Here is a 24,734-nt window from a genome sequence, read left to right on the forward strand (position 1 = left end):
CTCTGTCTCCTCGACCGGAGAAGCCGCCGCGTTTCCCATACAGACATCATCGCGTGAGGGTCTGACATTCATAGGCTGCTCCAACTCATCGCCGGAGCCCAACCAGCAGCGCCACAGAACCAGCAGCGCAACAAAGCCAGCCGCCCGGCACCCTCAAACGAGCGGGGTCACCCATTCGCCGTTCCGGAGCACCCCGGTGAGCCCGAGTCCGGAGTCAACCACCACAACGTCCGCAAGCATTCCCGCGGCAAGGTCGCCCACCTCGGAAGAAAGCCCGAGGACCGCAGCCGGCACGCTGCTCGCAGCCAGCACCGCATCCTGAAGTGGGACCCCGGCGGCCACGGAAACCCGCACCACATCCAGCAGCGTGGCCGTACCGCCGGCGATGGCACCCGTGGCGTCGACCCGTGCCACGCCCTGCTCAACGGTGACCGCCAGCGTCCCAAGCCGGTAGCCGCCGTCGTGCAGTCCTGTCGCGGCCATCGAATCGGTGACGAGTGCGACGTTCCCGGCACCCACCAGGTCGAACACCAGCTTGATGGTCTCCGGCACCACGTGGACGCCGTCGCCGATCAGTTCCACCACCGCCTGTCCGGCGCGCGCGGCACTGATGCTTGCGGCAACGGGGCCGGGGGACCGGTGATGCAGCGGCGGCATGGCATTCAACAGATGGGTCACCGTGGGCCGAAGCCTGCCCGTAACGTTGGACGAACCACGAAGTTCCAAGGCTGCTCGGTCAAGGAAAGCCGCGGCAGTGGAATGCCCGGCGGCCGTGTGCCCCAGCGACGGGATCACCCCGCGGGAGGCCAGCAGATCCAGGAGCGCGGAAGCACCCGGAAGCTCTGCGGCGAGCGTCATGGATGCAAGGGACGTCCCGGCGGCTTCCAACAGTTGCTCCATCAGGGCGTTGTCCGGTTCCAGCAGCAACCCCGGGTCGTGGGCGCCGCATTGGGACGACGCGAGGAAGGGGCCCTCAAGATGGGACCCTGCAGTCAAACCCTCCCCGGCCACTGTCCATAGCGCACTCAGATTGCGCAGCAGGTCCCGTGGCGACCCCGTCACCACGCTGGCCAGCAGGGTTGTGGTGCCCCGGCTGTGCAGGTAGCGCGCCGCGGCCCGGGCGCCGTCCACAGATCCTTCCGAAAAGTCGTTTCCGTGCGCGCCGTGGCAATGCAGATCAACCAGCCCTGGCAGGAGGATACGTCCGGCGGCAGTGGGGTCGCGGGCGGGCAGGGGTTCTCCGGGGAAGTCCGACGCCGGACCGGTGTACGTGACGCGGCGGCCGTCCACAGCCACCACACCATCGGCGATGTCCAGGCGTCCGGTGACCACGCGCCCGCGCAGGATCAGTTCGTTGCTCACGTCGTCAGGCCTCCCGCAGCGGATTATTCCACAGCAGGATGCCCCGGGCGGTTACCGCCCGGGGCATGGGTTCAGCTCAGGGGACCTGCGTCCCTACGCCACTCTGTCAGGCAACCAGTTCTGCGTCGGCCGCGACGGCAGGACGCCGCGCCGCCCTGGTGCGCAGCGCGAGCATCAGCACGGCCCCGATCAGCGCGGGTGCCGCGAACGCCATGGCAGCCACGGGTACTCCGCCACCAAAACCCACCAGCAATGCACCGTAGGTGGGCCCGGCGATAGCGCCAAGCCGGCCCACGGCCAGGGCCCAACCCAGGCCGGTGGCACGCGTAGCGGCTGGGTAGAACTGGGCGATGAAGTCGTTGATCATGTTCTGTGTTCCCAGTCCGCCAAAGCCCGCGACGGCGGCAAGTACCGTCATGAGGGCAGCCGGCGGGTTGGTGGACATCAGCAGGAGGGCTACCGCCGCGCTCACGAAGCCGACGATCACCAGCGGCCGTGGCCCGAACTTCTGGCTGGCTACGGACGCAAGGACGGTACCGACGACGGCGCCCACCGAGTAGGCCAGCAGGAACGACACCGAGGAGCCGACGCCGAAACCTGCCGTGCGCATGATCTGCGGGAGCCAGGTGCTGACGCCGAAGATCGTCAGCAGGCTCAGGACCGTGATGGCCCAGAGCAGGACAGTGGTGCGGGCTGTCCCCTCGGCGAACAGGGCACGGGTGGGCGAGATCCTGGCGGATGGGACGGCGGATGACGTGGCGGCATCGCCGCTGCCGGGCAACCCATAGGCGGCTTCGAGCCTGTCCGCCTCGGCGGTGCGGAGCTGGGTGCGGAGGAACGACGGCGATTCCGGCAGCAGGAACCACGCGAACGGGACGATCAACAGGCCGGCCGCTCCGATGGCGTAGACCGGGCGGAAGCCGCTCCCCTCCAACAGTGCCAGCGAACTGAGGGATGCCACCACGGTTCCCACAGCCGGGCCCGTCAGCACTGCGCCGAGCACCAGCGACTTCTTGCCGGGCGGGGCGAACTCGTTGGTGAGCGCCACCGCCGTCGGGAGCAAACCGCCGACGCCGAAGCAGGCGACAAAGCGGAACACCGCAAAAAGCTCCCAGCTCGGCGCTGCGGCGCAGGCCAGCATGGCCAGCGAAAAGAGGGCGAGGGCGCTGACAAAGATCCGGCGCCGGCCCAGCCGGTCAGTCAGCGTGCCGACGATAAGGGAGCCAAGCAGCATCCCCACCAGCGCAATGGAGCCAACGGCACCAGCGGCGGCGGGCGTGACGTTGAACGGCGGATGTCCGATCAGGCCGGGGAGGGTGGCGCCGTAGACGTAAAGGTCGTAGCCGTCCGCGAGCAGGCCAAGCCAGCACAGCACGAAGATGACGGCCAGGGATTTCCTGGGAGCATTGGAGTTCATCGTTGATTCCAATCGGATAAGACGCCAGGCAGTCCCCGGCGGGTCGTCCATCAGCTTGCCCGCCGGTGGGCGCCGCCGAAATCGTACTTTTCACTGAGTGAAAATGCACTTTGTGTCGTGGGCCACAAAGTTGAGGCTTGAAGAAGGAGGGGCGTCTATCAAGGGTGAAGGGAGACCGCGTGGCGGGAGCGGGTAGTGCAGCGGGGTCCGTGCCGGTGGTTCCCGGCCAGCCCGTGGTGGTCCGCGCCCTCAGCCTGTTGGCCCAGTTCACCGAACAGCGAAGGGCCCTGAACCTGTCCGAGCTGGCCCGCCTCGCGGACCTGGCGCCCGCCACCGCATTGCGGATGGTGCGCCACCTGACGGAATGGGGAGCGCTGGAAAAGCTGGAGGACGGCCGCTATGTGGTGGGAGTGCGGCTGTGGGAGATTGCCTCCCTGTCGCCCCGCGGCCACGGGGTCCGGCAGATCGCCCTGCCCTACCTCGAGGACCTTTACGAAGTGACGCGCCACCACGTGCTCCTTGCCGTTCGCGAAGGCCACGAGGCCGTCCTGATCGACAGGCTCTCCTCACGCACCGCCACCGAAGTCGCGTACCGGGTAGGTGGCCGGATGCCCCTGTCCACCACCGCCGTCGGGCAGGTCCTCCTGGCCTACACTGCCCCGGACGTGCAGGAGGAGCTGCTGGCTCAGCCTGACGGAGAGGGCGGCGGCCCGGGACCAGGCCCCGCCAAGGACCTGCGTGCACTGCTGGCCGAGGTCAAGCAGGCGGGCGCCGCCGTGGTGAGGCGTACCCATCCGTCGCAGACGGTATCCGTGGCGGCGCCCATCCGTGGCGCCGGCGGGGATGTTGTGGCGGCACTGTCCATCGTGGTGCCCGATGCCGCCACCCAGGCGCATGAAATGGTGCCGCTGGTGCGTGCCTCGGCCCTCGCCATCTCCCGGAGCCTGGGGCACCAGGGGAAGGCCAGCGGTGCCTGGCGGCATCCTGTACCGGCCGCGCGCGGAAACAGCTCCGCCTGAAAGTTGCCGAGGGTGCTTCCGGTCTTCCCGGCACGGGCCTAGAGTAGAAACACTAAGCATGCTTTCTATTCTGAAAGGGTTGTTTCTGATGCGAAAAGTACCTGCGCTTGGATTGATGGCGGCGGCAATGCTGGCCGTGGCCGGTTGCTCCGGCGGGGGCGGCGGGACATCCAGCCCTTCGGCAACGGAGTCGGCGTCGGCAACCCCAAGTGCCGAGGCGAAGGTGTTCAGCGAGGATGAGCTGCGTGACCTGATCGCCGGCCAAAAGGACGGGGACGGCAACGAGCTGAAGCTCTACTCGAAGGAACAGGTGGACCAGGGCGGGAACATCGCCAACCTGCTGATGAGCACTGCGACAGTCGATCCCAAGGACTGCAAGGACATCGCGACAGCGGGCCTGCTGGACAAGGTGGAAAGCGGCGACGTAGCCGTTGCCCTGTCTGAAGGCGACCAGCCACGCACGTTGTCCGCCCAGTCCGGCAGCGAGGGGCCGGACGCCGTGAAGGTGCTTAGCGGTATCAAGGACAAGATGGACCAGTGCGCCAATTTCAAGGTGTCCGCCCTGGGCCAGACCTACGAGGTGTCCTCCGAGGAGCTCAAGGCTGACACCGACGCCAGCGAGACGTTTGCCACGGTGAGCACCCGCAGCGGTGAGAACGGCCAGAAGCTGATGCAGGTCTCGGCCGCAGAAGGCAGGCTGCTGGTGGTAGCCACCAAGAGCGGCGCCAGCCTGGGGGATCCGGACAGGAAGGAGCTTGAGGACCTTATCGACAAGGTGCTGGAGAAGGCGGACGATGGCGGCAGTGCGACGTCCAGCCCCACGTCCACATCGTCGGCTACTTCCGGCAGCACGTCCTCCAGTTCCGCGACGCCCAGCGGGTCGGCGGTGCCAAGCACCACCGAATCGGAGATGGAGGAGAGCGAAGGGCCCACGCCCTCGCCTACCGCCTCGAACTGACGGCACGCGGTGCATAACTGCGGCGCATAAAGCAGGCGGGCAGGACCTGGTGGTCCTGCCCGCCTGCCGCCTTGCTAAGGGTTGGTAACGCTTAGTCCGGGCTGTTGCCCGTGCCGGCGCGCGTTGACTTGCTCATCTGGAACCGGGGAATATCACCGGGATTCGGGCCGCCGCGGAACTTGGGCGACGGTGCCTGGCCCTCGCTGATCCGCTGCAGCTCCTGGTCCTGGAAGTCTTCTTCCTTCCCGAGCATCACGGCGGAGTCGTGGTTGGTGATCTCGCCCTTGAAGGCCCGGACCATGACGCTGCGGTCAAACTGGCCTTCCCATTTGGAGACCACGAAGGTGGCCACGCAGTTGCCGAGCAGGTTGACCACCACGCGCATGGAGTCCATCAGCCGGTCCGCACCGAGCAGGAGCGCCACGCCGGCTACCGGGAAGATCCCCAGCGCGGCGGCCGTGGCGGAGAGTGCCAGGAAGGACGAGCCCGGGACGCCGGCCATGCCCTTGGAGGTGAGGAGCAGGACGCCCAGGGCGGCGAGCTGCTGGCCGAGGTCCAGATTATGTCCGAAGGCCTGCGCCAGGAAGAGCAGCGAAATCGAGAGGTAGATGGCTGCGCCGTCGAGGTTGAAGGAGTATCCGGTGGGTACCACCAGGCCGGTGGTGGCGCGGGAGCAGCCGGCGTTGGTCAGCTTGGTCATGATCCGTGGCATGACGGCCTCGGTGGAAGCGGTGCCCAGGGCCAGGAGGAATTCCTCACGGGTGTACTTGAGGAACTGCCACAGCGGCACGCGGGCGGTGAGCCAGGCGACGGCGAAGAGCAGCCCAATGAAGACGATGGCGGCTCCGTAGCACGCGGCGATCAACACGGCGTAGGTGCTCAGCGTACTGAGGCCGTACTGGCCGATGATGAAGGCCATGGCGCCGAAGGCACCAATGGGTGCCACCTTCATGATCCAGGACATGATCTTGAAGATCAGTTCCAGGACGGTCTCCATCAGGCTGATGACCGGCATGCACCGTTCGCGGCCAATGACCACAATGGCTGCACCGAAGAATACCGAGAAGAACAGGACCTGCAGGAGGCTGTTGCTGGCGAAGGCGCCGATGACGCTGGCGGGGATGACGTCCAGGATGAAGGATGCCGCGTCCTTGGGTGCGGCAGAGCCGGTTTTGGCGTCCAGATCCGCCTGCGACAAAGTGGCCGGGTCAATATTCAGTCCTGCGCCGGGCTGGACCAGGTTTCCCACCACCAGGCCAAAGAGCAGGGCGAACAGGGTGGCCGCCGTGAAATAGACCAGGGCCTTGACCCCAACCCTTCCAACCGCCTTAACGTCGCCTACGGCCGAAATGCCGGTGACGATCACCAGGAAGATCAGCGGCGCGATGATCATCTTGATGAGTTTGATGAAGCCATCTCCGAGCGGCCTCAGCTGTGATCCGAGGTCCGGCCAGAAATGCCCTATGAGGACACCTGCCACGACGGCGATCAGAATCTGGAAGAAGAGCGACTTATACAGCGGCTTCCTCTTCGCGGGCACCGAACTCGCCTTCAGTGCCTCAGGGTTGGGGATCTTCATTGACCTTTGCCTCTTCGATTCGGGAACAGCCCGGGGACGCCCGGGGCTTAAGGCAAAAGTAACCCCAGTCACATCAATTCCGCAAGGGGAAATTGCATTTCCACAATGCGAAATGCCTAAATTCAGTTTGTGACTGCCGCGCCCCTCCCGTAGCCGCCTGGGCCGCCGCGAAGCGTGTCCACAGCGTGCAGCACACGTTCTGCCAGTTCGGTGGCGGGAAGGGAGGCGTCCACCCGGAGGAAGGTGCCGAATTCAGGCAGTCCCGCGTAGGCATCCCGGAAAGCGGCCAGGTCCGCCAGGGTTTCGGAATCGGTTCCACGCGCTGTGATCCGGCGGTGCGCTTCGGCCGGGTCCAGGTCCAGATGTACGACGGCGGCGGGCTGGGGAAGTGCCGTGAGCAGCCAGGGCAGGAAGCGCCCGCGCGGCAGTCCCTTCGTGGTGCGCAGGGCAAGCTGGCAATGAAGGTGGCGGTCCATGACCACCACGCCATCGAAGCAGCGGGCCCGGACATGGGACACCAGCACGTTGGAGACGCGCAGGAGTGTTTCGGCGGCGTCCGCGGCCCTGGCCGGCAGTTGCACACCCCACCTGGCAGCCAGGACTGACATGGTGCGCCGGCCCGCATGGTTGCTCAGCAGCATCGCCTTGCCTCCTCGTGACCGGACAGCCTGCACCAGGGCGCGGGCCGCCGTCGACTTGCCCGAACCGTCGATGCCGGTGAGAACGATGATCATGTGGCCTCCTTCCGCCACTTCCTACAACGCGGGCCGGCCGGCCAACGTCCCGGTTGAGGCCGAACTCACAGGAAGCGCGGCAGAAAGTAGGCTGGGACTCGCGGCGTGCTTCCCCGGAACCGCCCGCAGGACCAGCCAGCAACAACGGAAGGCAGGATCATGACCACACCGAACGATGAACCCCGCAACACCGCGGACCTCCGTGGACCCGGCGACCCGGACGAAGCCCGGGACAACGCGGAACAAGTCACCGAAGCCCCGCAAAGCGGGCAGCACCCGGAGCAGCCGAACGCCGCCAATATCCGCGAAGAGCAGCAGGCCCACGCTGCCGGGACCGTGCCGGCGTCGTACGTGGGAAGCGGCGAGACTGCCGGCAGCGAGGCTGCAGACCCTGCGGACGGCGGGCAGGAGCGCAAGCCTGAGGAAGCGGTGAAGGATCCCGGGACCTGGGACGACGACGTCTAGGATGATCAACCGTACGGATGTGGATGAGGCCGCCCAGCGGATTGCCGGCCTCACCCGGCTAACGCCCGTGCTGGAGGCAGACCGCGGCCAGTACCAAGGCCCGGTCTGGTTCAAATGCGAATTCCTGCAGCACACCGGAAGTTTCAAGGCACGCGGTGCGCTGAACCGGATCCTGGCCAGCCAGGAACGCGGGGAGCTGACCCCGGCGGGCATTGTGGTGGCTTCGGGAGGCAACGCCGGCCTGGCCAACGCCTACGCAGCTGCCCGGCTTGGCGTCCCTGCAACGGTCTTCGTCCCCGCCGCGGCGCCCGCCGTCAAGGTCGCAAAGCTCAGGGACATCGGTGCCGCCGTCGTGCAGGGCGGCGCGGAATACGCGGTGGCCTACGAAGCAGCGGTGGCGCATGCTGCCGGGACCGGCGCGGTGTACTGCCACGCGTACGACCAGCCGGAGATCGCGGCCGGCGCGGGGACGGTGGGCTTGGAACTGCTGGACCAGGTACCCGGTGTGGACACGGTCCTGGTGGCCGTGGGCGGTGGGGGACTGATGGCCGGCATTGCCGCAGCCGTGGAAGGGCACGCCAAGGTGGTGGCAGTGGAGCCCGAAGGCGCACCCACCCTTCATGCCGCGCTGCGTGCGGGCAGCCCGGTGGACGTGGCCGTGTCGGGTGTCGCGGCGGATTCGCTGGGTGCCCGCAGCGTTGGCGCGATCGGCTTCGCGGTGGCGGTCCGCGCCGGCGTCGAAAGTGTCCTGGTGACGGATGCGGACATTATCGCCGCCCGGAGCGCGCTGTGGAACGGCTACCGCATCGTGGTGGAGCACGGTGCAGCCGCTGCCTACGCCGCCCTGCTGTCCGGCGCGTATGTGCCGGGGCCGGGCGAACGCGTGGCCGTGGTCCTTTGCGGCGCCAACACGGACCCGGCCACGCTGTAGGCGGCCGGATCCGCCGCGCAGTTAACCGCTGCGCTGGTTTAGCTGCAGAAACGGCTGTAGGTGCCGCTGGCCTGTTCGTAACCGGTCTGGAGTTCGGCCAGCTTGGCCTCGTCCGGAGTTTCCTTTGCCTGCTCATCCGTGTACTCCAGGATGGACTGCAGTGCGGGCTTGAGGTCATCCGAGGCGACCGCGTGGATGGGGCGGATCTGGTTGGCCAGGCGGTTCATGCCCGTCTTGCCGGCACCGTTGGCGGGGTTCGAGACAACGGACTGAATACGCTCGCAGGTTTCGGTGGTGGAAAGCTGGTGGGAAGCGGAGCAGGCCGTGGCGGAGGCAAGGAGGCCTGCGGCGAACAGGACTGTGGCGAGTTTCTTCATGGATCCCTCAGTAGTCGATTGAGGGTTCGATTGTAAGCAGAATGGGGGCTTCGATGCCTTGGCGGGCATGACGCAGGCGCTTAAAATTACTGGACCACCGTGCGGAGCTGCCGCAGATTGGCCCCGCGCATCACCCGCCAACTAAGGATCCAGCATGCGCCGAACAGCACATCGCCGCACCGCCGCAGGACTCATCGCCCTCTTCGCGCTGCTTGCGCCATCCGCCATTCCCGCCTCGGCCTCGGCGCCTCCGCGCGACGTCATAGTGCTCGACGGCGCCAATTCCGCCGAGGGCATTGCCGAGGGCCGCGGGACTGCTTTCTACGCCGGCGAGCTGATGACCGGTGACATTTTCAGAGGCGACATCCGTGACGGGAAGGCAGGGCGGTTCATCGACGTCTCCACCTTCGACCCGAACCCCCGGATGGCTGTTGGCCTCAAGTATGACGAGCGCACCAACCTGCTCTTCGTAGCCGGCGGCGGTACCGGCAAGGCCTTCGTCTATGACGCGGAGACCGGCAAGGACGCGGGCGCCGTTGACCTGGCGCCGGGCTTCATCAACGACGTCACCGTCACCAAAGACGGCGCGTGGTTCACCAACTCCAAGCGCCCGGAGCTGTACTTCGTCCCCGTCAGCCGCTCGGGAAAGCTGGGGAAGGTGGAGACGAGGACCCTCAATGATCCAACAATTGCCCTGTCTGATCCGGCAAGCCAGTTCGGACTCAACGGCATAGCGTCGGCCAGCGGCGGTAAAGTCCTGATCGTTGCACATACCTTCAACGAGGCCGTTTACACCGTGGATCCCGAGACCGGCGACACCGCGAAGATCGACACTCCGGCGCTGCCCTACGTTGACGGCATCCTGGTGAAGGGCCGCACCCTGTGGGCCGTCCAGAACCAGCAGGACAAGATCGCCCGTATCAGGCTTTCCGGCGACCTCTCATCCGGCAAGCTCAAGGAGGAGATCACCAGCAAGAACTTTGACGTCCCCACCACACTGGCCAGGTTCGGTGATACCCTCGCCGCGGTGAACGCGAAGTTCAACAAGATGCCGCCGCCCACGCAGTATGAAGTGGTGCTGGTCCCTGCCCGCAGCCACGACCATGACGGCAGCCACAATCAGGACGAGGACTGACAAGACCCTGGCTGGCAGCAAACCGTCGCCGAAACCGGGTTTTCGCGACAGGTGCTGCCAGCCAGTTCGGGCTGGTCTTAGCCAAGAAGTGCTCAGACGGTGCGGGGTGCCTTCGTCAGGTTGTCCTTGAGTTCGGCGGCGTTCTGCCGCTTCACGTAGGCCGGCCGGTCACGCTCAACACGCCAGCTTTCCTCCAGCGGGCCCACATTGACGGTATCGAATCCGAATTCGTCGTACAGGTTCGCCACCAGTTCCGCGGCCTCCGGGTAGTCGCTGGCGGTGGCCAGGGCACGGCGGTTGTCCGTGCCGGCCGGGGTGCCGTCCGTGGTGATGTCCTTGGCCATGATGTGGTTAAAGCCCTTGGCCACCTTTGACTGGGGCAGGTGCTCCTGCAGCAGGCCGGAGGTGGTGGCCTCGCCGTTGTCCAGTGCCGGGACCCGGCCGTCGCGCTCCCAGTAGTAGTTGTTGGTGTCGATGACGATCTTGCCTGCAAGCGGCTCCGCCGGAACGTCCTTGTAGTTCTTCAGCGGCACCGTAACCACGGCGAAGTCGCGCGGCAGCGGCCGCTTCAGCTGCAGTTGCAGCCCGTGCCTTCGGGCCAAGCTCTGCCACGAGGTCCGTCAGGGTTTCCGGTCCGCGCGAGTTGCTGATGACTACGTCGTAGCCCAGCTCCGCCGCCTTCCGGGCAACCTGGCTTCCAATATGTCCTGCACCGATGATTCCGATTGTTGTCATAGTGGCGGCAACAGCGGCTTCCATGAAGTTATTTCAGGCAAACTTCGGGAATAAAACGGCGGCGAAGCAGCTACTTTCCCAGGTAGCGCCCCGGCCGGTGGTTCAGCGCCAGGATGAGGTTCAGCAGGGTGGCGCCGGCTGCGGAGAGAAGCACCATCAGCGGGGACACCAGGGCAAGGGCTGCCAGCACGATGGCCACGTCCAGCACCATCTGCACATACCCGGCCCGCCATTTCAGCTTGTCCTGCAGCAGCAGCGCCAGGATGTTGAAGCCGCCCAGGCTGGACTTGTGCCGGAACAGGATCAGCAGTCCCACGCCGGCCAGGAGGTTCCCGGCTGCAACGCCGTAGGCGGGGTCCAGCTCCAGGGACCCGAAGGCCCACGGGTGCAGGCTGGCCATCACCGAGACCAGCGCGATGGCGGCCCCGGTGCGCAGGGCGAAATTCCAACCCTTCTTCCAGATGGCGAGGCCGAAGAACGGCAGGTTGACCGCCGTGAAAATAACTCCGAACGGCAACGGAACGGTGTAGCTGAGCAGCAGGGCCAGCCCCGCGGTGCCGCCGGTCACCGCCTCGCTGGACTTGAGCAGGAACAGGCCCAGCGACGCCGCGAACGTGCCCGTCAGGATGCCCAGGACGTCCTCCACCACTGAATGGCGGGCGGCCGACGGCGGCACGGCGGGTCCCGCCGTCGTCCCGCCTTGCCCGGGCGTTCCGTCAGCCGGGGCCGGGGCCGGGGTGCGAAGTGCTGAGGTGGTCACTGGGCGGCGAACCGTTCCCGGTGGGCGAGGACAGCGAGCACGCGATCGTTCGTTGCCCGGTCCGCCAGGCTGATCCGCACACCGTCACCGGCATAGCCGCGGGCCAGGATGTCGGCCGAGGACAACGCGTCCAGGAGTTGCCCGCGCAGTTCGTCAGAGGCGCGGAGCCAGTAGAAATTGGCCTGGCTGTCCGGGACGTCCCAACCGGATTCCCGCAGGGTCCCGATCACGCGGGTGCGTTCCTCCGCCACGGCGTCGGTGCGGGCGGCGAGCTCGTCGGTGGCTGCCAGCGAAGCGATGGCCGCGGCCTGGGCCATCCGGTTCACGCCGAACGGAATGGCGGTGCGCCGCAGGCCGTCCGCTATCGACGGGCGGGCAATGGCATAGCCAATCCGCAGCCCCGCCAGCCCGTAGGCCTTGGAAAAGGTGCGCAGGATGCAGAGGTTGGGGTACCGGCGGTAGAAGGCCAGCGAATCCAGGCCGGAGCCGCGCTGGTATTCGACATACGCCTCGTCCAGCACCACCAGGACGTGCGGCGGGACTGCCTGCAGGAACTCCTCCAGTGCGTCCGCTTCGATGGACACGCCGGTGGGGTTGTTGGGCGAGCAGAGGAGTACCAGGCGGGTGCGGTCCGTGATGGCCGCGGCCATGGCGGAGAGGTTGTGGTGCTCGGTGTCCAGCAGCGGAACGGGCACCGGCCTGGCGCCCGCCACCGTGACCAGGATGGGGTAGGCCTCGAAGGAACGCCACGCGAAGACCACTTCATCGCCGGCATCGCACACGGCGGAAATGATCTGCTGCAGCACGCCGGAACTGCCCGGACCCGCGGCGATTTCATCTGCGGTGACGCCCACGTGCCGGGCGATCGCCTCGCGAGCGTCCACCACGCCCATGTTCGGGTACCGGTGCATCAGGGAGGCCTCGGCGGCCACCACATCGACCACCGGGGGCAGGGGAGCGAAGTGGCTCTCGTTGGAGGCCAGGGCCGCGGTCAGTTCGGACTCGGCGCTCTTGCCGGCAACGTACGCGGGAAGCTGTGCGACGGCGGCGCGGAGGGCGGGGAGCGGCCGCTTCGGGAAGGGTGCTGGTCATGCCAGCATCGTGGGACAAATAGGGGCGTCTGCGCAACACAGCCGGTTCCGGCAGGACAGATCCTGATGCAATGGTGCCCATGAGTGGCAAAATGCTCACTATGCACCGCATTGATGCCCTTGACGCAGAGATCCTCCTCACACTCGACCGGGACCCGCAGGCCACAGTCCTTTCGCTCTCGAGGTCGCTGGGCGTGGCCCGCAACACCGTGCATGCCCGGCTGCGGCGGCTGGTGAACGACGGCAGCCTGGCGCCATTCAGCCAGCGGGTCCGCACCGAAGCCCTGGGGTTGCCGCTGATCGCTTTCATTTCGATCTCCATCAGCCAGTCCGCCAGCGACGAAGCCACGGCGGCGCTGCAGGCCGTTCCGGAAATCATCGAAATGCACGCCACCACCGGCGACGCGGACCTGCTTGCGAAAGTGGCGGCGAAGGACCCGGCCGACCTGCACCGGGTAACCAATGCGATGCTGGCGATCGCCGGCGTCGTACGCACCAGCACGGCGATGTCCCTGGTGGAGGTCATGCCCACCCGGACACTGCCGCTCCTCGAAGCGGTGGCCCATTCCAAGTAGCCCCCGCGCCGCGCGCTCACGTGCTCCAGTGGTCAGGCGAGCAGTTCCAAAGCGTCGATAAGCGCATCCACGAATGCGGTGAGGATGGCGGGCTGGGTGCGGCCGGTCATGGTCTGGATCTGCCCGTGACGCTGCCGCAACACCGGATGGTCCAGATGAACCGTCACCAGTTCCTCGCGGTCCCGCCGGTCCAGGGACAGGCCGCCCACCAGAGAAACGCCGACGCCGGAACGGGCGAACTGGATCACCGGGTTGATGTGGTCCGACTGCAACGTGATGGATGGGGTGAGGCCCTCGATCTGCATGGCGAGGTCGAACAGTTCCCGCTGGCTTGAACCGGGTGCCGTGACCGCCAGCTTGTAGCGGCACAGGTCCTTCAGGGTGGTGGTCTGTTCCGCGGCGAGCTGGTGGTCCGGGGACACCAGCGCGAAGGCCACAGGCGTTGGCGTGGAATGTTCCACCGTCACCTTCGCCTGCGGGCCCAGCGAGAACACCACGGCGACGTCGGCCTCGCCCTCCGCCACACGGCGGGTCCCCTCAGAGGAGGAGACTACGTCGAGGTGGAATTCGACGTCGTCATGCTGGCGGCTGAGGCCGGCGATCGCCGAGGGGACCCACACCCTGGCGAACCCCTCCGCGCAGGCCACCCGCAGGGTCCTCGTCTTCCGCTGCATGGAGACCAGCAGTTCCTCCCGGACGGCGGCACCTTCCGCCTCTGCCCGCCGCACGTAAGCCAGCAGGAGCCTGCCCGCCTCGGTCAGTTCCACACCCCGGGCATGCCTGTGGAACAGCGGCATGCCGAGCGAGGTTTCGAGCTTGTTGATCTGGCGGCTGATGGCGGATGCGGACACGTGCAGCTTTGTTGCGGCCTCGGTGAGGGTGCCCTCCTGCGCCACGGCGTCGAAGTACAGCAGTGCCGGAGTCAGCATGTTCATGCCCGCGGACCGACCTTTAGGTTTGCATGGAAGTCAACGCTCATCGACAAAACGATACTGGTTGTTTGCGCCAGGGACACCTAACTTGGGACTCACGCCATAAGAGCAAAGGATGTACGGAATGCAGGAACGCAAGGAAATTCTGGCCGCAGCAGCTGAATTTGTAGACTCCGGCCGCTTCCGGGAGGATCTGGCCCGGCTGGTCTCCTACCCCACGGAGAGTTTCAGCCCGCAGGGACGCGTTGCGCTGAAGTCATACCTTGATGACGTCATCGGGCCGGCTTTTTTGGCGATGGGCTGCGTGGTGGACCGGTTCGACTCCTGGCGGGGTGGCGCCAACTCCTTCCTGGTGGCCACCCGGCACGAGGATCCTGGGCTGCCCACCGTTCTTTGCTATGGACACGCCGACGTCACCGACGGCCAGGCCGGGGAATGGAGCGCCGGCCGCAGCCCCTGGACGCTCAGCGACGACGGCGACCGCTGGTACGGCCGCGGCGCCGCCGACAACAAAGGCCAGCACTGGATCAACATCGTGTCGCTCCGGCTGCTGCTTGAGCAGCGGGGCCGCCTCGGTTTCAACCTCGTATTCCTCTTGGAGGGGGCAGAGGAGATCGGCTCCCCGGACCTCGCCGACTTTGCCGCCGAACACCAAGACCTGCTCCGGGCCGACGTCTTTATCGGCTCCGACGGCCCCCGCCTCGCCGCCGGGAGCCCCACGGTGTTCCTGGGCGCACGCGGCGGCGTCAGCTTCGAACTGATTGCAGACCTCCGTGCCGGCTCGTACCACTCAGGAAACTGGGGCGGGCTCCTGCGGAACCCGGCCACCACGGTGGCGGCCGCCGTCGGGTCCCTGGTGGACGGGCACGGAACCATTCAGCTGCCCGAACTGCTCCCGGCCGCTATCCCGGACTCCGTCACCGCTGCGCTGGACGTACTGGACCTGGTGCCGAATCCAGGTGATCCCCAAGCAGACCCTGCCTGGGGAGACCGGACCCTCAGCCCGGCCGAGCGCCTCTACGCCTGGAACACCCTCGAAGTTCTGGCGCTGGGAGCGGGCAACCCGGACAAGCCCGTCAATGCCATTCCCGGGACCGCCCGGGCCGCGCTGCAGTTGCGGTTCGTGCCCGGCACAGACGTGGCCAACCTTGAAGCGGCCATCCGCAGACACCTGGACTCCGCGGGCTTCACCATGGTGGAGCTACGCATGGGCACCTCGTTCGCCGCCAGCCGCATCGATCCGGACAATCCCTGGGTTGCCTGGGCCGCGAACTCGCTGACCGCAAGCACCGGCCGTGAGGCCACCGTCCTGCCCAACATCGGCGGCTCCCTGCCCAGCTACGTCTTCGCTGATGTCCTTGACCTCCCCACCCTCTGGATCCCGCACTCCCACCCGGGGTGCCAGCAGCATGCCCCGGACGAACACCTTTTGGTGGACGTGGCCCGGGAAGGCCTGCAGATCGCCAGCGGCCTGTTCTTCGACCTCGCCAATTCACACAGTCCCGCGTCCGCCGGCGCGGACCAGCACTCCCTGACCGTCAGCTCCGTATCCTGAAACCTGGAGTTTCCATGACCATTCCCCAGCAGAAGAACCAGCCCACGGCCCTCGCCGCCGCCGATGCGCCGGACGCATCGCCCGATTCCAGGGCGGCCACCCGCGGAATTGTTGCCGCCACTATCGGCAACGCCCTCGAATGGTTCGACATTGCCATCTACGCCCTGCTGGCCATCTACATTGGCCGGAACTTCTTCCCCAGCAGCGATCCCGGAGTCGAACTCATCCAGGCTTTTGCCGTGTTCGGCGTCTCCTACCTCATCCGTCCATTGGGCGGACTGGTGCTGGGCTCGTTCGCTGACCGCCATGGGCTGAAGAAAGGCCTGACTGTCACCATCCGGCTGATGGTCCTGGGCACCGCGTTGCTGGCCTTCATGCCGAACTACGGCAGCATCGGGATCCTGGCCCCCATCGGCATCGTCCTGGCGCGGCTGATCCAGGGCTTCTCCGCCGGTGGAGAGTTCGGCGCCGCCACCGCTTACCTCATCGCCCAGAACGGAAAGCGCAAAGGCTTCCTGGGCAGCTTCCAGTTCGCCAGCCAGGGGTTGGGAAGCCTGATCGCCGCGATCTTCGTGGCCGTACTGACCACCGTCCTGACGGATGCACAGATGACCGAGTGGGGCTGGCGGATCCCCTTCCTCTTCGGACTGCTGGTGGGACCGGCCGGGTTCCTGATCCGCCGGGAGATGAAGGAAGTGCCCGTCCAGCGGGGCGCTGCGGAGGAGAAGCATTCCCCCATCCGGGACGTTTTCGCCACGCAGAAGACAGGAATGCTGCTGGCCGGAGGCGCGCTGGCGGTATCCACGGCACTGAACTTCATCCTGCAGTACATGCCCACCTTCGCCATCAAGGAACTGGGGCTCGAGCCCGGCATCTCGTTCACCTCGCTGATCATTACCGGCGTCATCCTGACCTTCGGAACACCGGTGGTGGGGCACCTTTCGGACAAGTACGGCAGGCTCAACATCATGGTGCCCACCGTGGTGGTCCTGCTGCTCGCCGTCGTACCTCTCTTCATATGGGTCATCAGCGCGAAGTCCTTCCTGGTGCTGGCTCTGGTGATGACCATCCTTGGCCTGCTCAAGGCTGCCTACTTCGGTGCGCTGCCCTCCGTCATGTCGGATTCCTTCGACGTCAGGACCCGCGCAACAGGATTGTCCTTCAGCTACAACACGGCCGTGGTGGCCTTCGGCGGATTCACGCCCATGATTGCCGCGTTCCTGGTGCAGCAGACGGGGCAGGCGGTGGCGCCGGGCTACTACCTGGCCGTGGTGGCCATCATCAGCCTTGTTGCCCTCGCTGCCGGTGTGAAACTCCGCGGCATCCGGTAAACCACCCGGCGCCCGGCCGTCTCTGGCGCAACTTCCCGCGACGCCTTGCAGATTTTGCGGAGACGCCCGCTCACCTTCCTCCTTTCGGAGCTACGTGGTGAGCGGGCGTTTCCGTGTAAGGCGCCAAACGTGAGCGGGCGTTCGGCATTTCGTCCCGGGAAGGGGGCACGCGTTTGGGAAAGTCCGCTGCAAACTGAGCGCCCGTCACCATGGAAGAAAGAACGTAACGGAACAATTTCTCCCAACCATTAACGGTCAAACCCTTGACCAGCTTTGTCATTCGTTGATAAACCAGAAGGGCAGAAAGCGTTTTCCATCCGACGCGGACCCCTAGCCCACCTCTACGAAGCGGTGCGCTTCCGCGTGGTTGAAACGTTCCAAAATGTTGAGCGGCAGACTCAGCTGCCGCCGCATCAAAGGAGATGTTCTTTTGGTTTACCACTCGCAGTGTTCCCCCACATCCCGGGCCGGCAGGGCCCGGAAAGCAGCACCCCTGGCAGCAGCAGCGGCCTCCCTCACCGCCGCGGCGCTCGCCTTCACGGGAGTTCCGCTGGCCCAGGCCGATGAGGCCACCGCGCAGGGCCAGCCCACCGCGCAAGGCCAGTCCTCGGCGCCGGGCCAGGCGGCAAAGCAGGCCCTCAAGCGCCAGGTGGAAAACCTGGACCGGGCCCCCGTGGCCGTGCTGACGGACCAGGGCGTCACCCTGGGCTGGCGCATGCTCGGCCTGGACAAGGACAGTGTGGGCTTCCAGGTGCTGCGTGACGGCAAGCAGATCACGGAGGAGCCCATCCGGGACACCACCACCTTCGTTGACCCCGACGGAACGGCCCAGTCCAAGTACGTCATCAAGACCGTGGGCAACGGCAACGGGCAGGACAAGCTCAGCGCCGAGTTCACCCCGCTGGCGCAGAACTACCTGGCCATCAAGCTGGATAAGCCGGCGGACGGCGTCAGCAAGGACGGAAAGCCCTACACCTACAGCGCCAACGACTCCACGGTGGCGGACCTGGACGGCGACGGCGCTTACGAGATCATCCAGCTCTGGAACCCGTCCAACGCCCAGGACAACTCCAAATCCGGCTTCACGGGCAACGTCTACGTCGATGCCTACAAGATGGACGGCACCAAGCTCTGGCGGATTGACCTGGGCAAGAACATCCGCGCCGGCGCGCACTACACCCAGATGCTGGCCTACGACTTCGACGGCGACGGCAAGGCCGAGGTGTCGTTCAAGACGGCAGACGGCACCACGGACGCCGCCGGAACCGTCATCGGCGACGCCGCGGCGGACTACCGCAACAGCGCCGGCTACGTCCTGTCCGGCCCGGAATTCCTCACGGTCTTCAACGGGGCAACGGGCACCATCATGGACACCGTTCCCTACGACCCGCCGCGCGGCAACGTCGCAGCCTGGGGCGATGGCTACGGTAACCGCGTGGACCGGTTCCTGGCCGGCGTCGCCTACCTCGACGGCGAAAAGCCGTCCCTGATGTTCAGTCGCGGCTACTACACCCGCACCGTCCTGGTCACTTATGACCTGGTGGACGGCAAGCTGGTGAAGCGCTGGACCTTCGACTCGGACATCGCCGGCGCCGAATACAAGGGCCAAGGCAACCACAACCTTTCCGTGGCGGACGTGGACCAGGACGGCAAGGACGAGTTCGTCTTCGGCTCCATGACCATCGACGACGACGGCAAGCCCCTGTACAACACCAAGCTGGGCCACGGCGATGCCATCCACACCGGCGACCTGGACCCGTCCCGGCCCGGCCTGGAAACGTTCGCGGTGCACGAGAGCATGAGCCAGAGCGGCAACCGCGGCGCCACCTTCCGCGATGCCGCCACGGGCGAAGTGCTGTGGAGCATCCCCGCCATCAAGGACACCGGCCGCGGCGCCACTGGCGACATCGACCCCCGGTTCCCCGGCTCTGAAAGCTGGGCCGTGGGCGGGGACGCTGCCTGGAACTCGCCCGTCGGCTTCCTGATGTCCGCCAAGGGCGAGCGGATCTCGGACAAGATTCCGGCCGCCAACTTCATGGCCTGGTGGGACGGCGACCTGTTGCGTGAAATCGTGGACCATGAGTTCGACGCCGAAGCAGGCATGGGCGTACCCACCATCTCCAAGTGGAACTGGGAGACCGAAACCAGCGACCGGTTGCTGACCGCCACTGGCGCCCGCACCAACAACCACACCAAGGGCAACCCGTCGCTCCAGGCCGACCTGCTGGGCGACTGGCGCGAGGAACTGGTCTTCCCGTCCACCGACAGCACCGAGCTGCGGATCTACACCAGCACCTCGCCCACCGAAGTCCGGCTCCGCACGCTGATGCACGATCCGATGTACCGGACCGGCGTGGCGCGCGAGACCGTGGGCTACAACCAGCCGCCGCACCCGAGCTTCTTCATCGGCGAGGGCATGGAGACGCCGGCAGCGCCGTCCGTCTTCTACGCAGGCAAAACGAAGTAGTAAACGCCGCTGGTCAACAAAGCACCGCCCGCCTCGGGGAGAGGCGGGCGGTGCTTTTGTTGAGGAATGCAACGTGCGACGCCGGCACCCGCCTTGGGCGGGCCGGTGGCCGGACGCGGCGTCCGTCAGTGCTGGCCGAGGTTCCCGCCAACCGGGGGCAGGCCACCGTCCGGGCGGCGCTCATCCTCGCGGCGTTCGCCAGCGCTGAATTCTTCACCTTCGCGCGTTTCGTCGGATTCGCCCGTGGTGTCCACCAGGCCGTTGGTCTGGTCGAACGGGTGGCCGATCCTGTCATCGCCGAGGTCGGCGACCGATCCGTCGGTGACCGGGCCGGGGGCGCCGGCTGCCGCCGTCGTGCCTGTTGCCGTGGTGCCGCTGCCTGTCACTCCTGCGCCGCTGCCCGTGACCCCGGCCCCACTGCCAGTAACGCCTGCGCCGCTGCCGGCGGTGTCGGTGGTCGTGTCGGTCGGGATCGGCGTGACCGTGACGGGTTCGCCGGGAGCCACGGGGGTGACCGTTTCGTCGGCACCCACGGTGGTGTCCTTGTTACCGCTGGCAGCCATTGCCGCTGCGGCGCCGGCCACTGCGGCCACGCCGACGCCGGCCGCCACCTTGCCTGAGACGCCTGCCTTGCCGGAATCACCGCGGGAGGCCCCAGCGTGCTCAACCCCGGGCGTACCCGTCGTTACGCCGGGGTTGACGCTGCCTCGCCAGGCGCCGCTGGCGTAACCCTCGTCCTCGATGAACTCCTTGAACTTCTGGAGGTCGGACTCTGCCTGGCGTTCAATGACGTTGAGCTTGTCGCCGATCTTCTCCACAACGCCTTCGGGCTCGTACTCGAGGGTCAGCCGCAGGGAGGTCTGGCCGCCGCCCACGTCCTCGAATTCGACGGCTCCAGCGTTGGTTGCGCCCTCCGTGGCGGCCCAGGAAACCTTGCGGTCCGGCACCTGCTCCAGGATCCTGGCCTCCCACTGCCGGCGGATGCCGCCGATCTCGGCCACCCATTCCAGCCGGTCGTCACTGAGTTGGGTGACGCTCTTGACTCCGCCCATGAAGTGCGGGAACTCCTCGAACTGGGTCCACTGGTTGTAGGCCGTGCTCACCGGAACGTTCACCAGAATGCGCTTTTCCACCTTCGTGCTCATAACGTCTCCTTTGCTCTGTTACCGGAAGCCGATGGATCTGCAGAAATCATCAGCATGCTTACCAAGTTACCTTCCGGAGACGCAGGAATCCACCCCCTGATTTTGGGATGGGCGGCGTGAGGAGAAGCGGCCGACGGCGGCACAGGGGTCGGGCGGAGGCTTCGGTCAGGGTGCCACCACCACGCCGTACGACCCCTCGTTCAGCGGGTTGGCGGTCGCGGAAGGTGCCACGACGCCAAAGTCGTAACCCCGTGCCCGCAGAGCGTCGATGGACCGGGCCAGGTAGGACCACTGCGACGCGGGGCAGGACAGGACATCGTTGCCGTCGTGGAGCAGGATGATCGCGCCGGGTGCAGCTTCATCGAGGACGTACTTCTGTACGCCGGCCGCACCGGGGCATTCGAAGTCGCCGGGCTGGCCGATATGCCAGCGCCACTGGATGCCGCCGCTCATCCCGATGCTCCTGATGTAGTTCAGCGAGTAGGACGTGCTGTTGCCGAACGGAAAGCGCATCAGCCTGGGCGTTACGCCGGTGATGGCAGTGATGGCGGAGTTGGTGCGGTCAACTTCCTGCCGCTGCCTGGTCTGGCTCAGTTCCGGGAAATTGGCGTGATCCCACGAGTGGTTGCCGATCACGTGTCCCTCGGCCTTGATCCGGCGGACGAGGTCGGGGTACTGCTGTGCGTGGTTGCCCTGGAGGAAGAAGGTGGCCTTAACCCCCTTCTGCTTGAGGACGTCGAGGACGAAGGCCGTGCGCTGGACTGACGGGCCGTCGTCGAAGGTAAGGCCGATCAGCGGCTTGTCCGCTGCGTTGGCCGCCACCGGGCTGCCCACCAGCAAGGCCGCAGCCAAGCTCGCGGCAGCCAGGAGCACGGCGGCAAATTTGCTTTTCATGGTGCTCGTTTCCCTTCCCAAGGTCCTCCTGAACCTTGTTTAGGTGAAGCACCCTATGGCGCCCTGAAAGGCGGTGTAAACACGCGCCGGGCCTCGACTGGGTAACATCTGGCGACACGAAAAGGCCGTTATGCGGGCGTTATTTTGCGGGCCTTGGAGGGCAGCGTGAGGGAAGCGGACGACGGCGGCGCACGGTCTTGGATGAACGGGCCGGGCGCCGCCGTCGCGGGTTAGTTCGAGGGAGCGGGTATCAGCGCAGGTGCTGGCCGATCAGCGCCAGGTTCTGGATGACGGCCAGGCCAAACTGCGCGGTGTCGTTGGTGGAAACCGTCGGTGCTTCGTCCACCGGCAGCAGCACCTGCGGCGGCTCGATGGTCCGCAGCGTGAACGCAGATTCGTGGTTCAGGTGCTCCCCGCCCTCGCTGAAGCTCTCCCAGGCGCGGGCTGCCAGGTCACGATCCTGCAAACGTGCTGCCGCATAAGCGCTCAAGCGGCTGTGCGCCTGGGTGAGGTAGATGCCGGCCAGCGGTTCACCCACCTCCGCCACCTGCTCTTCCTTGGTGCCCAGGAACAGCCGGCAGTACTGCAGCCAGGCCCGCTCGAACTCCGGATCATCCACCAGGTCCACCAGCTCGCTGCAGATCTCCACCAGCCCGAACACGGCACTGAGGTGGGACACGGAAATCATCTCCCGGCCGGTATCGAAGCGGCCCTTGTCCAGGTTGTACAGCGCTTCGCCGGTGAGGAAGCCGTACTTCAGGGCGCCAATATCCGCCATGGTTCCCAGCAGCCGGTCGCGGGAGCGGGGGTTGCCGGTGCGCTCCCAGTCGGTGAGCCAGGTGGCGGCGAGTGAGCCCCAGTCCGTGCCCAGCCCCACGCCCAGGGCTCCGCGGTTGGGCCGGTAGGTGTCGGCGTCCGGGCGGACCTTGCGGACCGGGTCCAGGCCCAGGAAGTTCTGGTCGCTGTCCACCAGCTCGGTCAGAAGGTCGCCGGTGCGCTCGTCCGCCGTGAGGTAGTAGTAGAAACGGCGGTAGGCAGGCGTGCTGATGCGCAGCTGCTTGGCGCTGCAGCCCCAGTGCTGCACGTTGTGCCGGGACCCCAGGCCCTTCCATGGGCCCAGGTGATAGACGTCCACCTCGCCGGTGTGCCGGGTCATGGCCTCGGCGAAGCGGAAGATGTCCGCCCGGCCGGAGCGCAGGTAGGAGTACCAGAGCCAGAGGTCGGGGGAGAGTTCCGAGTTGTCCCAGGCGTAGCCGCCCACGTCGTACCGCCACACGTGCCGGTCGAAATCGTAGGTGTGCATCACGTCGCCGTAGTTCCAGAACCCGTACCAGCGGCGCTGTTCCACCTGGCCGGCGTAGAAATCGAACAGGAAGTCGAGGTGGTCCTCAAGCCGTGCCCGCGCGGGGGTGCCCCGGTCCACCGGATCCCAGTCGCCGAACACCCCCACCGAGTGCAGGTACTCCGGAGTGGCCTGGAGCAGGGCTGGTGAGGACGCCGCAGCGGCGTCGGCGGCGAGGCTTTCGGCGGACGGAGTGGCGTCGTAGGCGAACAAAGTCAACTCATGGGTGCGGGCAATCCCGGTGGGGTGCCCGAAGCCCGGTTCATAGTCCTCGTACGTGATTTCCAGGCCTTCGAGCTGTTCCTCGAATGTGTCCTGACCCAGGCCGTCGTGGTAGAACCGCAGGTCCATGGGCTGGGCCTCGGGGGAGTAGAGCCAGGCTGTCACGGTGGCATCTGTTCCCGCGGCGCCGCGGATGTCCAGCTGGCCGGGGTGGGACTGCCAGAAGTCCTTGATGCCAATGCCCAGCCCGCCGCGAGTATCGCTCAGCGAGCAGAAGCCGGCCGATCGTGTCCCGCCGGAGATGCCCACCCAGCCGTGGCCCGGTGCTGTCCGTTTACGCAATTCGAAGCCGTCCGCGCTGAGCTGGGTCAGCGTGTAGTCGCCCCACGACGGGATCAGGTGCAGGCGTTCGGAGACTTCAGGGTTCCAGGTGTCCGTTGATGGGGTGGCACGTCCGGCAACCTGGGCGGCGCGCACGTCAGCACCCGGATCCCGTCGCAGGCCGGTAAGCCCGCGGACAGCTTCGGTGAGGAAGCCGCCGTCGGCCCCTGCAATCCGGATGTGCCGGTTGTGCAGCTCGGTTTCCAGCGGCACGGTGAAGCGGACGCCCAGGCCGGCCAGGAAGTCCCGGTCCGCGTTCCCGTCCCAGATAAAGGAGTGCACCATCCGCACGCTGCGGGCATTGGCATAGAAGTAGAAACGGACCACGAACGGCAGCCAGCAGCGTCCCTCGCTGCCGGTGTTGTCCTGGCGGTGGTGGCCTTCCAGCCGGACCACCGCGCGGACCGGCCCGTCCTGTTCAAGCACGACGGCGGTGACCTCGCCCGTGAACTGCTGGCGGCTGGCGGTGCCCGCCTCTTCCGGGATGCCGTCCTGCAGGAGGCTCACCAGGCGCGCATCGCGTGACACAGTCCGGCCGTCGCGGACGAGGCTGGTGAAGAGCGTAGAGCCGCTGCGGCTGATCTGCATCTGGAGGGCGCCGGTGTCCACGGTGAAAGCGTCGGGGCTTTCGGTGACACTGACCCGGGCGCCGCCCAGGGCTGCCGGAACGCCCTGGGCGTCGTGAGCGCCCGGCGGCGGTGCGTCGCCGTCCGTAGGTGCGGCGCCGGCGTCGTGCCTCACCTGGTAGCTGGCCGACGGCGAATCCGTTGCCGGAAGCGCGATCCCGGCCCACTTCAGCGAACCATCGGGCCAGGTGGCCAGGGGCCATGCCTGGCTGGCAACGCCCGCACCGCCGGCGTCCGTTACTGTCAACGCGTCCGGTCCGTGGACGGTGCCGCGGGGGAAGGGCATCCCCCAAGTGGTGCCGTTGCTGGTCCCTGCCGGTGCTTCGCCGTCGATCCACCTGATGAGGGTACTGTCCGTCATGTTGTCCGTTCCCGCCGGTTTGTGGCGCGCAGAATAAACCCCCGCCCACTGCAAGGGAAAGCGCTTTCTTGAATGGTTTCAAACCTACTGCGCGGGGTGCGGGGTGGCAAGGGGGTGGCCGGAAATTGCGGAGACTTTCAGCCCCGGATCAGGATTTCGTGTGCGGCTCGTCCGGAACGTCCGGCCCCTCCGCGGGGTCCTGGGAATGGGCCCTGACGTCGTCCGAGGGATCCGCGTCCGGATCGCCCTCCGCCGGAGACTCCGGGTGGACCCGCTCGTCTCGCAATGGATTTTCGGTCATCGCTGCCTGCTCCTTTGCTGGTGCCGCGGCTCGGTGGCG

General features: G+C 66.6%; 20 protein-coding genes and 2 pseudogenes. 9 read left to right on the top strand and 13 right to left on the bottom strand.

From position 1 onward, the window contains the following. Positions 1–153 precede the first annotated feature (153 nt). Together QE394_RS11900 and QE394_RS11905 are read right to left on the bottom strand one after the other, a co-directional pair. Positions 154–1,362 (bottom strand): amidohydrolase family protein, encoded by a 1,209-nt coding sequence (locus QE394_RS11900; RefSeq protein ID WP_349034593.1) that lies wholly within the window; start codon positions 1,360–1,362, stop codon positions 154–156. 106 nt (positions 1,363–1,468) lie between these two features. Continuing rightward, the gene (locus tag QE394_RS11905) at positions 1,469–2,779 is read right to left on the bottom strand and encodes an MFS transporter (RefSeq protein WP_261620595.1); all 1,311 of its coding nucleotides are present in this window, start codon (positions 2,777–2,779) and stop codon (positions 1,469–1,471) included. Between the two features lie 179 nt (positions 2,780–2,958). Between QE394_RS11905 and QE394_RS11910 the strand changes: the two genes are divergently transcribed. Both QE394_RS11910 and QE394_RS11915 read left to right on the top strand, forming a co-directional pair. Then, a complete protein-coding gene (locus tag QE394_RS11910; RefSeq protein ID WP_349034594.1) occupies positions 2,959–3,798 on the top strand; it encodes an IclR family transcriptional regulator in 840 nt (279 codons plus the stop codon). Positions 3,799–3,886: 88 nt separating this feature from the next. Further along, positions 3,887–4,756 (top strand): hypothetical protein, encoded by an 870-nt coding sequence (locus tag QE394_RS11915; RefSeq protein WP_349034595.1) that lies wholly within the window; start codon positions 3,887–3,889, stop codon positions 4,754–4,756. A 91-nt stretch (positions 4,757–4,847) separates the two neighbouring features. On the opposite strand, the gene QE394_RS11920 is transcribed toward QE394_RS11915, so the two are convergent. Further along, positions 4,848–6,335: a cation:dicarboxylase symporter family transporter gene (locus QE394_RS11920; protein WP_349034596.1), complete on the bottom strand. Its 1,488-nt coding sequence runs from the start codon at positions 6,333–6,335 to the stop codon at positions 4,848–4,850. A gap of 122 nt (positions 6,336–6,457) precedes the next feature. After that, positions 6,458–7,069: a thymidylate kinase gene (locus QE394_RS11925; protein ID WP_349034597.1), complete on the bottom strand. Its 612-nt coding sequence runs from the start codon at positions 7,067–7,069 to the stop codon at positions 6,458–6,460. A 159-nt stretch (positions 7,070–7,228) separates the two neighbouring features. Between QE394_RS11925 and QE394_RS11930 the strand changes: the two genes are divergently transcribed. Together QE394_RS11930 and QE394_RS11935 are read left to right on the top strand one after the other, a co-directional pair. Beyond that, positions 7,229–7,534: a hypothetical protein gene (locus QE394_RS11930; RefSeq protein ID WP_056081647.1), complete on the top strand. Its 306-nt coding sequence runs from the start codon at positions 7,229–7,231 to the stop codon at positions 7,532–7,534. Position 7,535: 1 nt separating this feature from the next. Next, positions 7,536–8,465: a threonine/serine dehydratase gene (locus QE394_RS11935; protein ID WP_349034598.1), complete on the top strand. Its 930-nt coding sequence runs from the start codon at positions 7,536–7,538 to the stop codon at positions 8,463–8,465. Positions 8,466–8,503: 38 nt separating this feature from the next. Here QE394_RS11935 and QE394_RS11940 read toward each other — a convergent pair whose 3' ends face one another. Continuing rightward, entirely contained in the window at positions 8,504–8,842 is a 339-nt protein-coding gene (locus QE394_RS11940) for a hypothetical protein (protein WP_056080823.1), read from the bottom strand. Positions 8,843–8,996: 154 nt separating this feature from the next. Between QE394_RS11940 and QE394_RS11945 the strand changes: the two genes are divergently transcribed. Continuing rightward, on the top strand, positions 8,997–9,977 hold the full coding sequence (locus QE394_RS11945) for a hypothetical protein (protein WP_349034599.1): 981 nt from the start codon (positions 8,997–8,999) through the stop codon (positions 9,975–9,977). A 92-nt stretch (positions 9,978–10,069) separates the two neighbouring features. Here QE394_RS11945 and QE394_RS11950 read toward each other — a convergent pair. The 3 genes and pseudogenes from QE394_RS11950 to QE394_RS11960 all read right to left on the bottom strand — a co-directional run. After that, positions 10,070–10,712 (bottom strand): annotated as a pseudogene (locus tag QE394_RS11950) (NAD(P)-binding domain-containing protein). 70 nt (positions 10,713–10,782) lie between these two features. After that, positions 10,783–11,388, bottom strand: a complete 606-nt coding sequence (locus QE394_RS11955) for a YitT family protein (RefSeq protein ID WP_235501540.1) — start codon at positions 11,386–11,388, stop codon at positions 10,783–10,785. Positions 11,389–11,468: 80 nt separating this feature from the next. Further along, positions 11,469–12,536, bottom strand: a pseudogene (locus tag QE394_RS11960) (histidinol-phosphate transaminase); the annotation flags it as partial. Positions 12,537–12,655: 119 nt separating this feature from the next. Here QE394_RS11960 and QE394_RS11965 point away from each other — a divergent pair. After that, positions 12,656–13,138 carry an Lrp/AsnC family transcriptional regulator gene (locus tag QE394_RS11965; RefSeq protein ID WP_056080814.1) on the top strand — a complete coding sequence of 161 codons (483 nt, stop codon included), beginning with the start codon at positions 12,656–12,658 and terminating at the stop codon, positions 13,136–13,138. A gap of 32 nt (positions 13,139–13,170) precedes the next feature. On the opposite strand, the gene QE394_RS11970 is transcribed toward QE394_RS11965, so the two are convergent. Then, positions 13,171–14,073: a LysR family transcriptional regulator gene (locus QE394_RS11970; protein ID WP_349034600.1), complete on the bottom strand. Its 903-nt coding sequence runs from the start codon at positions 14,071–14,073 to the stop codon at positions 13,171–13,173. A gap of 121 nt (positions 14,074–14,194) precedes the next feature. Between QE394_RS11970 and QE394_RS11975 the strand changes: the two genes are divergently transcribed. The 3 genes from QE394_RS11975 (at position 14,195) to QE394_RS11985 (ending at position 19,423) form a co-directional block, all read left to right on the top strand. Then, positions 14,195–15,625: a M20 family metallopeptidase gene (locus QE394_RS11975; RefSeq protein WP_349034601.1), complete on the top strand. Its 1,431-nt coding sequence runs from the start codon at positions 14,195–14,197 to the stop codon at positions 15,623–15,625. Between the two features lie 14 nt (positions 15,626–15,639). Continuing rightward, entirely contained in the window at positions 15,640–16,956 is a 1,317-nt protein-coding gene (locus QE394_RS11980; protein ID WP_349034602.1) for an MFS transporter, read from the top strand. 430 nt (positions 16,957–17,386) lie between these two features. Next, positions 17,387–19,423 (top strand): rhamnogalacturonan lyase, encoded by a 2,037-nt coding sequence (locus tag QE394_RS11985; RefSeq protein ID WP_349034603.1) that lies wholly within the window; start codon positions 17,387–17,389, stop codon positions 19,421–19,423. A gap of 125 nt (positions 19,424–19,548) precedes the next feature. On the opposite strand, the gene QE394_RS11990 is transcribed toward QE394_RS11985, so the two are convergent. The 4 genes from QE394_RS11990 to QE394_RS12005 all read right to left on the bottom strand — a co-directional run bounded on the left by QE394_RS11990 (position 19,549) and on the right by QE394_RS12005 (position 24,695). Then, a complete protein-coding gene (locus QE394_RS11990; RefSeq protein ID WP_349034604.1) occupies positions 19,549–20,568 on the bottom strand; it encodes an SRPBCC family protein in 1,020 nt (339 codons plus the stop codon). Positions 20,569–20,733: 165 nt separating this feature from the next. Next, entirely contained in the window at positions 20,734–21,462 is a 729-nt protein-coding gene (locus QE394_RS11995; RefSeq protein ID WP_056080794.1) for a polysaccharide deacetylase family protein, read from the bottom strand. A gap of 250 nt (positions 21,463–21,712) precedes the next feature. Next, positions 21,713–24,394, bottom strand: coding sequence for a Tat pathway signal sequence domain protein (locus QE394_RS12000; protein ID WP_349034605.1), 2,682 nt, complete (start codon positions 24,392–24,394; stop codon positions 21,713–21,715). 148 nt (positions 24,395–24,542) lie between these two features. Further along, complete coding sequence (locus QE394_RS12005; RefSeq protein ID WP_349034606.1) at positions 24,543–24,695, bottom strand: hypothetical protein; 153 nt, start codon at positions 24,693–24,695, stop codon at positions 24,543–24,545. Positions 24,696–24,734 lie beyond the last annotated feature (39 nt).

Origin of the sequence: Pseudarthrobacter sp. SORGH_AS 212 (assembly GCF_030818145.1) — a bacterium.
Taxonomy (GTDB): domain Bacteria; phylum Actinomycetota; class Actinomycetes; order Actinomycetales; family Micrococcaceae; genus Arthrobacter.

Coding starts and splice junctions, on each gene's coding strand:
- QE394_RS11930 (WP_056081647.1), top strand. CDS start 7,229: ATGACCACACCGAACGATGAACCCCGCAACACCGCGGACCTCCGTGGA.
- QE394_RS12005 (WP_349034606.1), bottom strand. CDS start 24,695: ATGACCGAAAATCCATTGCGAGACGAGCGGGTCCACCCGGAGTCTCCG.
- QE394_RS11965 (WP_056080814.1), top strand. CDS start 12,656: ATGCTCACTATGCACCGCATTGATGCCCTTGACGCAGAGATCCTCCTC.
- QE394_RS11945 (WP_349034599.1), top strand. CDS start 8,997: ATGCGCCGAACAGCACATCGCCGCACCGCCGCAGGACTCATCGCCCTC.
- QE394_RS11990 (WP_349034604.1), bottom strand. CDS start 20,568: ATGAGCACGAAGGTGGAAAAGCGCATTCTGGTGAACGTTCCGGTGAGC.
- QE394_RS11980 (WP_349034602.1), top strand. CDS start 15,640: ATGACCATTCCCCAGCAGAAGAACCAGCCCACGGCCCTCGCCGCCGCC.
- QE394_RS11970 (WP_349034600.1), bottom strand. CDS start 14,073: ATGAACATGCTGACTCCGGCACTGCTGTACTTCGACGCCGTGGCGCAG.
- QE394_RS11995 (WP_056080794.1), bottom strand. CDS start 21,462: ATGAAAAGCAAATTTGCCGCCGTGCTCCTGGCTGCCGCGAGCTTGGCT.
- QE394_RS11920 (WP_349034596.1), bottom strand. CDS start 6,335: ATGAAGATCCCCAACCCTGAGGCACTGAAGGCGAGTTCGGTGCCCGCG.
- QE394_RS11915 (WP_349034595.1), top strand. CDS start 3,887: ATGCGAAAAGTACCTGCGCTTGGATTGATGGCGGCGGCAATGCTGGCC.
- QE394_RS11940 (WP_056080823.1), bottom strand. CDS start 8,842: ATGAAGAAACTCGCCACAGTCCTGTTCGCCGCAGGCCTCCTTGCCTCC.
- QE394_RS11905 (WP_261620595.1), bottom strand. CDS start 2,779: ATGAACTCCAATGCTCCCAGGAAATCCCTGGCCGTCATCTTCGTGCTG.
- QE394_RS11975 (WP_349034601.1), top strand. CDS start 14,195: ATGCAGGAACGCAAGGAAATTCTGGCCGCAGCAGCTGAATTTGTAGAC.
- QE394_RS11935 (WP_349034598.1), top strand. CDS start 7,536: ATGATCAACCGTACGGATGTGGATGAGGCCGCCCAGCGGATTGCCGGC.
- QE394_RS11925 (WP_349034597.1), bottom strand. CDS start 7,069: ATGATCATCGTTCTCACCGGCATCGACGGTTCGGGCAAGTCGACGGCG.
- QE394_RS12000 (WP_349034605.1), bottom strand. CDS start 24,394: ATGACGGACAGTACCCTCATCAGGTGGATCGACGGCGAAGCACCGGCA.